Here is a 12,523-nt window from a genome sequence, read left to right as displayed (position 1 = left end):
CGCGGCATACCGAGATGTGTCGCAGGTCTCCTGACAATCTGGCAGATATCGGGGAAACTGTCCGATCAAGGAGGCCCCGATCCGGATTCGTGCACCACGCAGCGCCGCGAGACGACTCGCGGTCCCTCGTGCTGCCCACTGGGCCGGAGACCAGGGTCCGCTCTGGGCAACGAGCCGCCCGGCCTTCGGTTACGCCACGGTGGGCGACCACGGCATGGGAGCGGCCACGGCGGACTTCCTCGGCACCCTGCGAGTGCTGCTGAGCCTCGCCGGCGAGGCCGGCACGGCCGGCACCCTGTCGGGAGGTGGCCACGAAGGTTCAGGCGGCGGTTCGGCTGCGCGCGCCGGCTTCGGGCCGGGTGAGGCGCCCCAGGACTTCGAACGCATCTCCGCGCTGGTCGAGCTGGCCCAGCGTGGCGACGCCGAGGCGTTCGGGATGCTCTACGAACGCTACGTCGACGTCGTCTACCGCTATGTCTACGTGCGGGTGGGAGGCAAGCAGCTGGCCGAGGACATCACCTCGGAGACCTTCCTGCGTGCACTGCGCCGGATGGACTCCTTCTCCTGGCAGGGCCGCGACATCGCGGCCTGGTTCATCACCATCGCGCGGAACCTGATCACCGACAACGCCAAGTCGGCTCGCTTCCGCATGGAGGTCACCACCGCCGACATGCTCGACGCCGACCGTCGCGTGGACGCCCCCGACCAGGAGGTGCTGGACCGGCTGCGCGACCAGCGCCTGCTCGCCGCCGTCAAGGGTCTCAAGCCCGAGCAGGCCGAGTGCGTGGTGCTCCGGTTCCTGCAGGGACTGACCCTCGCGGAGACCGCCAAGGTCCTCGGCAAGTCCGAGGGCGCAGTGAAGCAGCTCCAGCTGCGCGCCGTGCGCGCCCTGCACCGGGAGCTCGCCGATGTCGACATCTGAGACCCGCAGGTTTCGCTACGTGGCGACGCGTAACTTCCGGCATCGCACCTCGTTCTCAGCACGACACACGTTCGGTGACAACACGCTCACCGACCACATGACCGGGACATCATGACCGGGGACACCGCAGGGCTGGGGAGGGAGAAGCCGACATGCCAGTACTGAACCGTTCGGCAGACCGTTTCCAGCGCGCCCTCGAAGGCGAGCGGATCACCGATGCCCACCTCGTCGAGCTCGTCGAGACCAGCCGCCACCTCGTGGACCTCGTCCCGACCATCCCGGCTCCGGACACCGCCTTCGTCACCACGCTGCGCGAGCGGCTGATGGCCGAGGCCGCACGGATGCCCGCGCCCAGCCCGGTCGCCGCCAAGGCCGCGGCCGCCCGTCGTGCCGCCTCCCGCAACACCCCCGTCGTGGTCCTGGTGGGTCGTGGCCTGCCCCGCCTGGTCGCCGGCGCCGCCGCCTCGGCGCTGCTCGTCGGCGGCATCGTGGGCGCGGTCTCCCGCAGCGCGGTGCCCGGTGACGCGCTGTACCCCGTGAAGGGCTGGCTCGACGGCGTGGCCGTCCGGCTCGCCGACAACGACTTCGACCGCGGCCAGACCTACCTGTCCCAGGCCCAGGGACACATCTCCGATGCCCGTCAGCTGGCCGAGGCCGACCGCGAGGACCCCACGGACGTCGACGTCGCGCTCGAGGGTGCCATCGACACCGTGCGCAAGGGGCGGCAGGCGCTCGACACCTCCTATGCCGCGACCGGCAACCCCCAGTCCCTGCTCGCCATGCGCGACTTCACGGAGCGGGCCCTCCCTCAGGTCGACGCCCTGAAGGCCGAGGTGCCCGCCCCATCGCTGCTGACGCTCGGGCGGCTCGAGGCCCTGCTGCGCGACACGCAGGAGAGCACCTCGCGACGGATCGCTGCCTGCGGCAGCTCCTGCAGCTCAGACCTCGCCTCGACGATCGGCCCGGGTTCGCTGCCCGGCGCCACGACCACCTCGGGTCCCTCCGCGTCACCGACCAGCGGCGCGTCCGGTGGCATCACCGTGCCCAGCACCGCCGTGACGGCACCGGCGGGCGGCGTGCTGCCCGGCGGCTCGAGCGGCTCCGGAGCGGTCGTCGGAGGCGGTGGCGGCAGCGCCAGCCTGTCGACGGGCGGCGCGAGCGTGCGCCTGCCGACCGTCAGTGCTTCGGTGCCGGGAGTGCCCTCCGCCAGCGCCACCGTGCCGCTCCCCTCGGTGTCGCTCGGCACCGGAGGCGGCAGTGTCGCGGTCCCGAGCAGCACCCTCGGCCCGGTCACCCTGCCCGGCGTCACGGTCACGCTGCCCTCAGTCACGCTGCCCTGAGTCACGCTGCCCTCAGTCACGCTGCCTGATCCAGCCCCGTGGGGCCAGCTCCCGTCAGAAGAAGACGGAACGGCGCTGCATGAGCAGGGAGTAGAGCGTCTGCTGGATGGTCTCGCGCACCTGGTCGGTGAGGTCGAAGACGAGCATGGGGTCGTCGGCGGCGTTCGGCCCCAGGTCTGCGGTCTCCACGGGTGCGCCGAACTCGATGATCCACTTGCTGGGCAACGGGATCAGCCCGAGCGGGCCGAGCAAGGGCCAGGTGGGCGTGATCGGCGCGTAGGGCGCCCCCAGCAGCCGCGCAACGGTCTTCATGTTGCCGATGATCGGGTAGATCTCCTCGGCGCCGACGATCGAGCACGGGATGATGGGCGCGCCCGTCTTGAGCGCAGCGGAGACGAAGCCGCCCCGCCCGAACCGCTGCAGCTTGTAGCGCTCGCTGAACGGCTTGCCGACTCCCTTGAAGCCCTCGGGCCAGACCCCGCACAGCTCGCCGCTCGACAGCAGCCGCTCGGCGTCGGGGTTCGCGGCCAGCGTCGAGCCCGACTTGCGCGCGACCTGGCCGACGACGGGGGTCTGGAAGACCAGGTCGGCACCCAGCATCCGCAGGTGACGGTGCGCAGGGTGCTCGTCGTGGACGGCCACCTGGGTCATCAGCGAGTCCATGGCGACCGTGCCGGAGTGGTTGGCGACGACCAGGCCGCCGCCAACGGTCGGGATGTTCTCGATCCCGCGGACCTCGACGCGGAACCACGACCGGTAGAGCGGCCGCAGGATCGGCAGGTAGAAGTGTCTGGTGAAGTCCTCGTCGAAGCCGAACTCGTCGACGGTGTAGTCGCCCGTCACCCGACGCCGCACGAACGACAGCAACGAGGCGATGTGGCGCTCGACGTCGTCCGACGAGATCCCCGCCGCCTCCGAGGCAACCCGGACCGCAGCGATGCCCGCAGTCAGCAGCTCCTCGACTCCCGGCGCGATGCTGCGAGAGGTCGCCGGTTCCGGCACGTCAACCGGCACGACGGTCTCGTCCGTCACCGCCTTGAGGGTGCGCACCTTGGCGTCAGGGGTATGCCGCTCTCCTGACGTGGCCGCACCCGTCACCTCCCGAGGTGGCCGGGCGGGCTTGGCGGCCTTGCTGGGCTGGGTCGTGCGGGCGCCGGAACGGGACACCGCCTTGCGGCTTGGCACCGCCTTGGCCACCGGGCTCGGGCGATGTTTGCCACTGGCCGTCGAGGGGGTGGTCGCCGAGGCGGCCGATGCCGACGCAGATGCGCGTGCGGGAGCGGGAGCTGTCGTGGGAGCGGCAGCTGCGGGGGCAGCCGGGGTGGTCGACGCGAGCAGGGGCGTGCTGCGGCGCTTGGCGCGTTCCCCGGATGCCCTGGCGGCGCCCGCTGCGAGGGCGCCCTTGCGCGCGGTGGGTTTCGCCGGCTTCTTGGGCGTCGAGGCCATCAGTCGTTCCTCCCTGCAGCCCACACGTGGCTGATCGCGCCGGCGGCACTCTCCGCGGCGCCGGTGACGGCCGACCCGAACATCCCGGCCCCCGGGATCGCCGAGCCGACCCCCTGCGCATAGTCGGCGAAGGCAGCCCGCGTGGTGTAGTCCGGCTCGTACCCCAGCACCTCACGCATCCGTCGGGTGTCCAACCCGCGACCGAAGGCGAGGAACTGGATCTGGTCGCTGCTGAAGTCGGCGAGCCCGGACCGCTTCACGAGGTTTCCGAAGATGCCCGCAGCGGGCATCGGCACGGGGATGATCGGCCGGCCGGCCATGCCCGCCGCCTGGCTCACGGTGATGACCCCGTCCCCGGCGATGTTGGTGATGCCCGTGCTCGGGCCCGTGGTGGCGAGCAGCAGCGAGCCGATCGCGTCGCTCTCGTGCACGAACTGCAGGCGGGCGTCGTAGCCGAAGGGCACCGGCACGACGGGCAGGGCGAAGTAGTCGGTCAGGGACGTGCGGATGCCCCGACCGATGATGTTGGCGAAGCGCAGCATGGAGATCTCGACGTCGGGACGGCGACGCGAGAAGCCGCGGACGTAGCCCTCGACCTCGACCGAGTCCTTGCCGAATCCCGCTCTGGGCAACGACTTCGGGCCCATGTCCTCGGTGAACATCGCAGGGTCGCGCGGGCTGGAACCGTAGATGGCCGCGGACGACTTCACGACGAGACGCTTGATGCTGGACGCCTTCTGGCACGCAGCGAGGAGCTGCATCGTGCCGATGACGTTGATCTCCTTCATCGACGTGCGGCCACCGGCGCCGGTCGGCGTCGCGATGACGTTCATGTGCACGACGGTGTCGACCTCGGACTGCGCGATGATCTTGCCGATCATCGGGTTCCGGATGTCAGCGCGGACGAACTCGGCCCGGCCGATGTCCCCCGGCGGGGGGATGACGTCGACGCCGATGACGCGCTTGACGGTGGGGTCCTGGGTCAGGGCCCTGGCGAACTGCCCGCCGAGGTAGCGGGAGACACCCGTCACGAGGACGACCTCAGCCACGATCCCTCCCGCGGGGTCCGATGGTCGCGAGGCTCGCGACCCGTGCCAACCCTACCGAGAGCCGTGCCCCGGCCGACGGGAGTGCGCCTTCCGTGGACGCGTGCCTCGTCACACTTTCGGACTGCCGCACTCATACCCCCGCTCAAGACAAAAGGCCCCCGCTCAGCGGGGGCCCTCGATCACTTCTTGTTGCGACGCTGGTGGCGCGTCTTGCGAAGGAGCTTGCGGTGCTTCTTCTTCGCCATGCGCTTGCGGCGCTTCTTGATGACAGAGCCCATGGTGTCCTCTTGATCGTGGTCGGTGTTGCCGGACGGGGCAACGAACCAACGCACCACGCCGAACTGTGGACGTCACTCTAGCGGCCCGCGACCCTGCAACCCAAACCCACGTCCAGGCAAGGCCCCCGAGGCGCACGTGGCGGGGATCCGCCACCACGAGGGCGTCAGCCCGACATGACCAGCCAGTAACCACTCGTGGGGAGCCCTCGTTGTCAGGCCACCCGGGCCAACGAGGGCCCGCAGAGCGCAGGAGACGTCGACCATGTCCCGCAGGCACCCCTCTGTCAGACCACTGGGAATCGGGGTGTGCCTGCTGACCGCGGCGGCCACCGCCCTCCCCCTGTCCACCGCGTCCGCCGCCCTTCCCGGTGCACCGGTCCTCCCCGCGCTCGGCGACACCGTCGACGCGCTCGGCAGGACCCTGGACACCCGGGCGGTGAAGGACGCCGTCGTGCCCACGACGTCGGCCCGCAACGCCGCGTCCGCCCTGCTCGCCAAGGCCGGCAGCGGCACTCGTGCCACCTGGGACGAGCGGTTCGGCACGCTTCGCTCGGTGCGCACTGACGGTTACCTCACGTCGGCGACCACCGGCACCGCCGTGGACGTCGCCCGTGGCTGGCTGCGCACCAACGCCGCGGCCTTCGGGCTCACGACCGCCCAGGTCGACTCGCTCGCCGTGGTGCGCGACCACGCCCTGCCCACCACCGGCACGCACGTCGTGGACTTCGTCCAGACCGCCGACGGCGTCGCTGCTGCGCGCGGAGGGCGGCTCAACGTCGCCGTCACCAAGGACGGCAGAGTCCTCTCGTATGCCGGCGACCCCACCCCGGGTGCGAACCTCACCGGCGGCTGGGCGCTCGGCGAGGCAGCCGCGCTGCTGAAGGTTGCCGGTGGCCTCGCACCAGACGTGTCCTACGCCCCCAAGGCGAGCGGCACCCAGGCCGGCTACACCACCTACGCGGCCGGACCCTTCGGCGGACCGTCGTACGTCAAGAAGGTGACCTTCGGGACCAAGGCCGGCCCTGTCGCGGCATACAAGGTGTATTTCATCAAGAGCCCGCAGGAGGCCTGGGAGGTCGTCGTCGACGGCACCACCGGGCGCACCCTCTACCGGACCTCCGTCGTCGACTTCGAGGGCGACCCGCAGGGAACGGTCTACGACAACTACCCGGGCGCGGCCAAGGGCGGCCAGCCACGGCAGCAGTCGTTCGGGCCGACGACGCAGTCGCCGAAGGGCTGGGTCGACCCGACCGGGCTGCTCGGCACCGGCGTCACGACCTACGGCAACAACGCCGACACCTACGCCAACTGGTCCAACTTCATCGGGCCGGTGGACAACGCCCCGCGCCCGGTCGCCCCGACCGGGAACTTCAGCTACACCTACACGAACCAGTGGGCGGCCACCAAGGGGCAGACGGTCCCCCCGTCCTACGCCGAGGACCTGAACCCCGCTGCGACCAACTTGTTCTTCCAGCACAACAGGATCCACGACGAGTACTACGACCTCGGGTTCACCGAGACCGCCGGAAACTTCCAGCTCGACAACGGGAGCAACGGCGGCAACGGCGGTGACCCGGTCCGCGGGCTGGTCCAGGCCGGTGCCGCGTCCGGTGGCAACCCGACCTACACGGGCCGCGACAACGCCTACATGCTCACCCTCGACGACGGCATCCCCCCGTGGAGCGGCATGTTCCTGTGGGAACCCATCGACGACGCCTTCGAGGGGCCCTACCGCGACGGCTCGTTCGACATGAGCGTGATCCAGCACGAGTACACCCACGGCCTCTCGACCCGTTACGTCGCGGGCGGCAGCGCGCTCGGCTCGCAGCAGGCGGGGTCGATGGGTGAGGGCTGGTCGGACTGGTACGCCCTCAACCACGGCTTCAAGACCGGGCTGCTCACCCAGCCGATCGTCGGCGACTACGTCACCGGCAACCCCACGCGGGGCATCCGCAACTGGAACTACGACCAGAACCCGACCACGTTCGGGGACATCGGCTACGACCTGACCGGTCCGGAGGTGCACGCCGACGGCGAGATCTGGACCGCGACCCTGTGGGACCTGCGCAAGGCCCTGGTGGCTCGCTACGGCGCCACCCAGGGAGCCGAGGTCGCCGCCCGCCTGGTCACCGACGGAATGCCGCTGACCGCACCGGACCCGAGCTTCCTCGACGCCCGTGACGGCATCCTCTCCGCCGACCTCGACCGCTACCACGGTGACAACACCGACCTCATCTGGTCGGTCTTCGCCAAGCGCGGTGCGGGCGCCGGTGCCCACTCGAACACCGGTGACGACACCGACCCCACCCCCGCCTTCGACCACCCTTCAGCGGCCAAGAACGGCACGGTCGCGCTGACGCTCGTCAACGCGACCACGGGTCAGCCGATCAACAACGCCAAGGTGATCCTCGGTCGGTTCGAGGCCAGGGTCACCCCGCTCGTCCGCACCGGCTCCGCGGGCGGCGCCAGTGTCAAGGCGCTCGCAGGCACCTACCCGCTGACCATCCAGGCACCGGGGTTCGGCGTCCAGACCATCGACGCCTTCGCCGTGACGGCAGGACGCAACACGGCCAGGACGATCAAGCTCGCCCCCAACCTGGCCTCCACGGCCGCAGGTGCGCAGATCGTCAACGTCTCCAGTGAGGACGACGGAGCCCCCGCCAAGTTCGCCTTCGACGACACCGCCGCGTCGGTGTGGTCCACGAAGCCCGGCGCCACGGCATACAACGCAGGCCCGGACCAGCGGGTGACGGTGAAGCTCGCGGCTCCGGCCACGGTCAGCAGCCTGCGCGTCAGCGCGTTCAAGGCCACCAACGCCTCACGTTTCGTCGCCCTGAAGGACTTCACGGTCCAGACGTCGACGGACGGGGTCAGCTGGACCACGGCCCGCACCGGTGGCTTCGCGTATGCCGCGCCGCGGCCCACCGCGCCGGACCTCAACTTCGCGACGTTCTCACTGGCGAAGCCGGTGAAGGCGGGCTACGTCCGGTTCTTCATCGACTCGGTGCAGGGCAACACGTCGACGTCGGCCCAGGTGGCGGACATCGAGGTCTTCGGGGCCGGGGCGACCGTCGCCAACGGCTCGGTCACGCCTGACCCGGCCTACACCGACTCGGGCACGATCGTCGCGCCCAACCCGGCTGCGGGCGACCCGACCGGTCTGCAGAACGTGTTCGGCGTGACCGGCACCGAGATGAACACCGCGTGCACGTTCCCGCCGGCCAGCCAGGGTGCCGACGGCTGGGTCACGAAGTTCCCGCTCGGGTTCTCCGACGGGCTGCACTCGGTCTCGGTCAAGGGCACCAGCGACGCGGACGCCACGGTGGGCCACGACCTGGACCTGTACTTCCTGGACAGCGCCTGCCAGCTGACGGGCTCTGCGGCGACGTCGGCTGCTGACGAGTCGGCGGTCATCCCGCCCGGCTCGGTCTACCTGGTGACCCAGCTCTACACCGGGGCGAACGTGAAGGTGGACGTCACCGCGGTCGACAACCGCTGACCGCTGCTCCGCCCGCGTCAACGGACAGGGTGGGCCGGGACTTCTCGTCCCGGCCCACCCTGTCGTCGTGCGGTCAGCACCAATCAGGCGGTGTCGACGTAGGACGTGCGCAGGTACTTGTGCACGGCGTCCTCCGGAACCCGGAAGGACCGTCCCACGCGAATGGCGGGAAGCTCTCCAGCGTGCACCATGCGGTACACCGTCATCTTCGACACGCGCATGATCGAGGCCACCTCGGCAACGGTCAGGAACCGCACCTCGGCGAGCTGTCGCTCGTTGGACATGATTACCTCGATCTTCTACACGCGCGCATCGCCGGCTTCCCGTCCGGCGGACCTCTACGCTCGTGCAGAAGGAACTGTAGGGGCTGATGTGACTCGTGGGGAAGCCAACGGGGAAAACTCTTTCGACTTGTCCAGTCGACACGCCGCCAAGGTCCTGTGAATCACAGAGGTGTCACTCCGCCGGCGACCCCGGTCAGTCGAACCAGACGTCCAGGCCGTGCAGCCCGAACACCGACTCACGCGTCGCCATGATGGCCCGGTCCACCTCGTCGTGGGGGTTGTAGCCCATGTCCCAGGGCTGGTGCCAGATCGGACCGTCGGCCGGGTCCAAGTCGCCCATCCGGCGGGGACCCTCGCGGCCGAAGGCCTGGCGCACGTGGTCGAGCCAGTCCTGCGGCACCTGCTCGGTCAACGGGATCGGGCGGTGCGCAGCGATGGCGGTCAGGTGCGTCCACGTCCTCGGCACGACGTGCACGAGCTCGTAGCCGCCGCCACCCAGGGCGACCCAGCGCCCGTCGCAGACCTCGTGGGAGAGCCGGTGCAGCGACTCCGCCGCCCCCCGCTGGGCATCGACCGACATGGCCAGGTGGGCCAACGGGTCCTGGGCGTGGGTGTCGCAGCCGTGCTGGGTGACCAGGACATCCGGCTTGAACGCCCGCACCAGGGGCAGCGCCGTGGAGTGCAGCGCACGCAGCCAGGCGGAGTCGCCCGTGCCAGGCGGCAGCGCGATGTTGACCGACTCGCCCTGCGCCTTCGGGCCCCCGATGTCGCCCGCGAAGCCGGTGCCGGGAAACAGGGCCCGGCCGGACTCGTGCAGCGAGATCGTCAGCACCCGGGGGTCGTCCCAGAAGATGCGCTCGACGCCGTCGCCGTGGTGCACGTCGATGTCGACGTAGGCGACTCGCTGGGCACCGTGGTCGAGCAGCCACTGGATGCCGACGGCGATGTCGTTGTAGATGCAGAACCCCGCGGCGTTTCCGGCCATCGCGTGGTGCAGCCCGCCACAGAAGTTGACGCCGTGCTGGGTGCGTCCCTCCCAGACGTCGGCGCACACCTGGCGGGTGCCCTCGACCACCCGGGCACTCGCGTCGTGCATGCCGGGGAAGGCCGGGTCGTCCTCGGTGCCGAGGCCGTAGGCCGGATCGGCCGACGACGGGTCTGCCGACGCCGCCCTGACCGCCGCCACGTAGTCGGCCGTGTGCACGGTCGCCAGGACGTCGTCGCCCGGCACGTCCGGGGAGAAGACCTCTACGTCGTCGGGATCGAAGACGCCGAGGGCGTCGCAGAGCCGGGCCGTCAGGTCGAGACGGACCGGGTTCATGGGATGACCCGGTCCGAAGTTGTAGGCGGTGAAGCCGGGATCCCAGACCACCCGCACCTGTGAGGGCATGGGCCGACGCTACCGGGCGAGGGGTCATCGCGGACAGCACGGTCCCACCTGCAGGGACGCGCTAGCGTGGGAGGTCTCACCATCCCCGATGCCGCGGAGGACCGCAGTGGCGAAGAAGCTCTACGAAGACGACGTCCTCGTCATCGGCCTCGGCCGGTTCGGCAGTGCGGTCGCGATCGAGCTGACGAAGCTCGGGCACCACGTCGTCGGCGTCGAGCGCGACCCTCACCTCGCCGAGTCGTTCCTGGGCAAGGTGGGTCGCATCGTCCAGGCCGACGCGGCCCAGCCGCAGTCGGTCGCCAACCTCAAGGCCCGCAGCTTCCAGATCGCGGTCGTCGGCATCGGCTCGTCGGTCGAGGCCTCGGTGCTGTGCGCGATGAACCTCGTGGACGCCGGCATCCCCACCATCTGGGCCAAGGCGCTCTCCCCCGAGCACGCCCGCATCCTCGAGCGCATCGGCGTCCACCACGTCATCTCCCCCGAGGTCGACAGCGGCCGCCGCGTTGCGCACCTGCTCAACGGCAAGCTGATGGACTACATCGAGTTCGACGACGGCTTTGCCATCGTCAAGATGAAGCCGCCGCAGGAAGCCATCGGTTTCACGTTGAAGCAGAGCGCGATCCGCAGCAAGTACGGCGTGACCATCGTGGGCGTGAAGGCGCCCGGCAGCGACTTCACGTATGCCGTGCCCGAGACCAAGGTGACGGCCCACGACACGTTGATCGTCAGCGGCCCGACCGACCTGCTCGACCGCCTCGCCRCACGCCCCTAGCCAGCCGTTCCTCCCCCGCCAGGCGAGGTATGCCGCGTGGCCGGCCACGCGGCATACCTGGCGGTCAGAGGTTGGGGACGCCGCGGTCCTCGCCGAGGGGAAGCACCATGGCGACCTCGTCCTCCGCGGCGTCGTCACCCTTGACGCGCATCGGTCGGCGGCTGTCGGTCGGGCGGAAGCCGAAGCCGCTGGCGAAGGCGACCGCGCGGCCGTTGTCCACCCCCACCCAGTAGGCGAGGTGGCTGCGACCCTGCTGGCGCGCGGCGTCGGCGCCGGCCTGCACCAGCTGGGTCGCCACACCCGTGCCTCGGGCAGTCGGAGCCACCCACAGACCGAACAGCTCAGCGATCTTCTCGTTGTCCTTCTCGCCCTCCTGGCGGGCTTGGCCGACGCTGGCCACCCCCACCGGCGCCCCGTCCTGCTCGGCGATCAGTCGCTGGGAGCGGCGCATCCTGCGGCGCCAGAAGTCTTCCTCGTAGCCGCGTTCCTCGTCGGCGCTCGCCACGAAGGCGTCGGGCGACTCCTCGAGCGCGCTGAGCCGCACCGATCGGTACTGCTCCCACTCGTCCTCACCCAGTGACCGCACGGTGATGTCGCTCATGGACCCACTCTCGCATGATCCACGCGTGTTCGGTCAGGTGGGTTGCTGGGTGTTCACCCAGAGCCGACTGGGAGTTCCCCGAGCACGCAGACGGTCGCGCCCGGCCGGCTGGGGTGGGTGGGGCAGCCCTCAGTCGTTGCCCGAGGCGAGCTCGTGCGAGCGGTTGGCGGCGGCCTCCATGGCCGTGATGAAGGCGGCCCGCACCTTGTGGTCGTCGAGCTGGCGCAGCGCGGCGGCCGTCGTGCCACCGGGCGAGGTGACCTGCTCGCGCAGGACGGTGGGGTGCTGGCCGGTCTCGCGCATCATCGTCGCCGCACCGAACAGCGTCTGGACGACGAGCTCCGTGGCGGTCGGCCGGGGCAGCCCCAGCACCACGCCCGCCTCGATCATCGCCTCGACGACGTAGAAGATGTACGCCGGTCCGCTGCCGCTGATCGCGGTGACGGCGTCCTGGTGCTTCTCGGCGACCTGGACGACGCGACCGCACGAGCGCAGCAGCTCGGAGGCCTCCTCGAGGTGGGCCGCGTCAGCACTGCGACCGGGGCTCACGGCAGCCATCCCCTGGTCGACCAGGGCCGGGGTGTTCGGCATGACCCGGACGACGGCGACCCCCGCCGGGAGCCGGTGCTCGAGGTAGGCCGTGGGGATGCCCGCGGCGAGGCTGACCACGAGGTTTCCGGGCGAGACGTGGTCGCGGATCTCCTCGACGAGCCCGCCCATGTCCTGCGGCTTGACGACCAGGACCAGGGTGTCGGCGGCCTCTGCCGCCGCGATGTTCGACATGGCACGCACGCCGTACTGCTCGGCCAGCTGGTCGGCCCGGTCCGGCCGACGAGCAGTCACGACGAGCTCGTCAGCGCTGCGACCAGACCGGATCAGCCCGGACAGCAGCGTCTCGCCCATCACACCGGCACCGAGGATTGCGACAGTTCCCATGGCGGC

At 70.5% G+C, this 12,523-nt stretch carries 11 protein-coding genes; 4 read left to right on the top strand and 7 right to left on the bottom strand.

The genetic code is table 11. The features are described 5' to 3' along the window. Positions 1-214 precede the first annotated feature (214 nt). Positions 215-922: a sigma-70 family RNA polymerase sigma factor gene (locus tag AC1DWR_RS17570; protein ID WP_477613758.1), complete on the top strand. Its 708-nt coding sequence runs from the start codon at positions 215-217 to the stop codon at positions 920-922. A 152-nt stretch (positions 923-1,074) separates the two neighbouring features. Beyond that, entirely contained in the window at positions 1,075-2,262 is a 1,188-nt protein-coding gene (locus AC1DWR_RS17565) for a DUF5667 domain-containing protein (RefSeq protein ID WP_477613759.1), read from the top strand. 54 nt (positions 2,263-2,316) lie between these two features. Here AC1DWR_RS17565 and AC1DWR_RS17560 read toward each other — a convergent pair whose 3' ends face one another. From AC1DWR_RS17560 to AC1DWR_RS17550, 3 genes are all read right to left on the bottom strand, one after another. Then, entirely contained in the window at positions 2,317-3,708 is a 1,392-nt protein-coding gene (locus AC1DWR_RS17560) for a lysophospholipid acyltransferase family protein (RefSeq protein ID WP_477613760.1), read from the bottom strand. Then, positions 3,708-4,757 carry an NAD-dependent epimerase/dehydratase family protein gene (locus AC1DWR_RS17555; RefSeq protein ID WP_477613761.1) on the bottom strand — a complete coding sequence of 350 codons (1,050 nt, stop codon included), beginning with the start codon at positions 4,755-4,757 and terminating at the stop codon, positions 3,708-3,710. The genes AC1DWR_RS17560 and AC1DWR_RS17555 overlap by 1 nt, the downstream gene beginning before the upstream one ends. Before the next feature lie 179 nt (positions 4,758-4,936). Beyond that, on the bottom strand, positions 4,937-5,035 hold the full coding sequence (locus AC1DWR_RS17550; protein ID WP_003792170.1) for a 30S ribosomal protein bS22: 99 nt from the start codon (positions 5,033-5,035) through the stop codon (positions 4,937-4,939). A gap of 304 nt (positions 5,036-5,339) precedes the next feature. Here AC1DWR_RS17550 and AC1DWR_RS17545 point away from each other — a divergent pair, with 304 nt between their 5' ends. Continuing rightward, a complete protein-coding gene (locus AC1DWR_RS17545) occupies positions 5,340-8,534 on the top strand; it encodes a M36 family metallopeptidase (protein WP_477624880.1) in 3,195 nt (1,064 codons plus the stop codon). A gap of 83 nt (positions 8,535-8,617) precedes the next feature. Here AC1DWR_RS17545 and AC1DWR_RS17540 read toward each other — a convergent pair whose 3' ends face one another. Further along, positions 8,618-8,818 (bottom strand): helix-turn-helix domain-containing protein, encoded by a 201-nt coding sequence (locus tag AC1DWR_RS17540; protein ID WP_056915613.1) that lies wholly within the window; start codon positions 8,816-8,818, stop codon positions 8,618-8,620. Positions 8,819-9,011: 193 nt separating this feature from the next. Next, complete coding sequence (locus AC1DWR_RS17535) at positions 9,012-10,208, bottom strand: acetoin utilization protein AcuC (protein ID WP_477613763.1); 1,197 nt, start codon at positions 10,206-10,208, stop codon at positions 9,012-9,014. Between the two features lie 88 nt (positions 10,209-10,296). Here AC1DWR_RS17535 and AC1DWR_RS17530 point away from each other — a divergent pair, with 88 nt between their 5' ends. Further along, positions 10,297-10,980, top strand: coding sequence for a potassium channel family protein (locus AC1DWR_RS17530; RefSeq protein ID WP_477624879.1), 684 nt, complete (start codon positions 10,297-10,299; stop codon positions 10,978-10,980). Positions 10,981-11,044: 64 nt separating this feature from the next. Here the strand turns inward: AC1DWR_RS17530 and AC1DWR_RS17525 are convergent, their stop codons facing one another. Together AC1DWR_RS17525 and proC are read right to left on the bottom strand one after the other, a co-directional pair. Beyond that, complete coding sequence (locus AC1DWR_RS17525) at positions 11,045-11,581, bottom strand: N-acetyltransferase family protein (RefSeq protein ID WP_477613765.1); 537 nt, start codon at positions 11,579-11,581, stop codon at positions 11,045-11,047. A gap of 129 nt (positions 11,582-11,710) precedes the next feature. Next, the gene (proC, locus tag AC1DWR_RS17520) at positions 11,711-12,517 is read right to left on the bottom strand and encodes a pyrroline-5-carboxylate reductase (RefSeq protein ID WP_477613766.1); all 807 of its coding nucleotides are present in this window, start codon (positions 12,515-12,517) and stop codon (positions 11,711-11,713) included. Positions 12,518-12,523: the final 6 nt, after the last annotated feature.

Source organism: Pedococcus sp. P2_E2 (assembly GCF_056403955.1).
Note: the sequence above shows the minus strand (reverse complement) of the source record. Positions and strands in the feature narration are given on the sequence as shown.

What these genes read in the sequence shown, in the direction of transcription:
- AC1DWR_RS17570 (WP_477613758.1), top strand. Translation starts at nt 215, where the DNA reads ATGGGAGCGGCCACGGCGGACTTCCTCGGCACCCTGCGAGTGCTGCTG.
- AC1DWR_RS17565 (WP_477613759.1), top strand. Translation starts at nt 1,075, where the DNA reads ATGCCAGTACTGAACCGTTCGGCAGACCGTTTCCAGCGCGCCCTCGAA.
- AC1DWR_RS17560 (WP_477613760.1), bottom strand. Translation starts at nt 3,708, where the DNA reads ATGGCCTCGACGCCCAAGAAGCCGGCGAAACCCACCGCGCGCAAGGGC.
- AC1DWR_RS17550 (WP_003792170.1), bottom strand. Translation starts at nt 5,035, where the DNA reads ATGGGCTCTGTCATCAAGAAGCGCCGCAAGCGCATGGCGAAGAAGAAG.
- AC1DWR_RS17540 (WP_056915613.1), bottom strand. Translation starts at nt 8,818, where the DNA reads ATGTCCAACGAGCGACAGCTCGCCGAGGTGCGGTTCCTGACCGTTGCC.
- AC1DWR_RS17535 (WP_477613763.1), bottom strand. Translation starts at nt 10,208, where the DNA reads ATGCCCTCACAGGTGCGGGTGGTCTGGGATCCCGGCTTCACCGCCTAC.
- AC1DWR_RS17525 (WP_477613765.1), bottom strand. Translation starts at nt 11,581, where the DNA reads ATGAGCGACATCACCGTGCGGTCACTGGGTGAGGACGAGTGGGAGCAG.
- proC (WP_477613766.1), bottom strand. Translation starts at nt 12,517, where the DNA reads ATGGGAACTGTCGCAATCCTCGGTGCCGGTGTGATGGGCGAGACGCTG.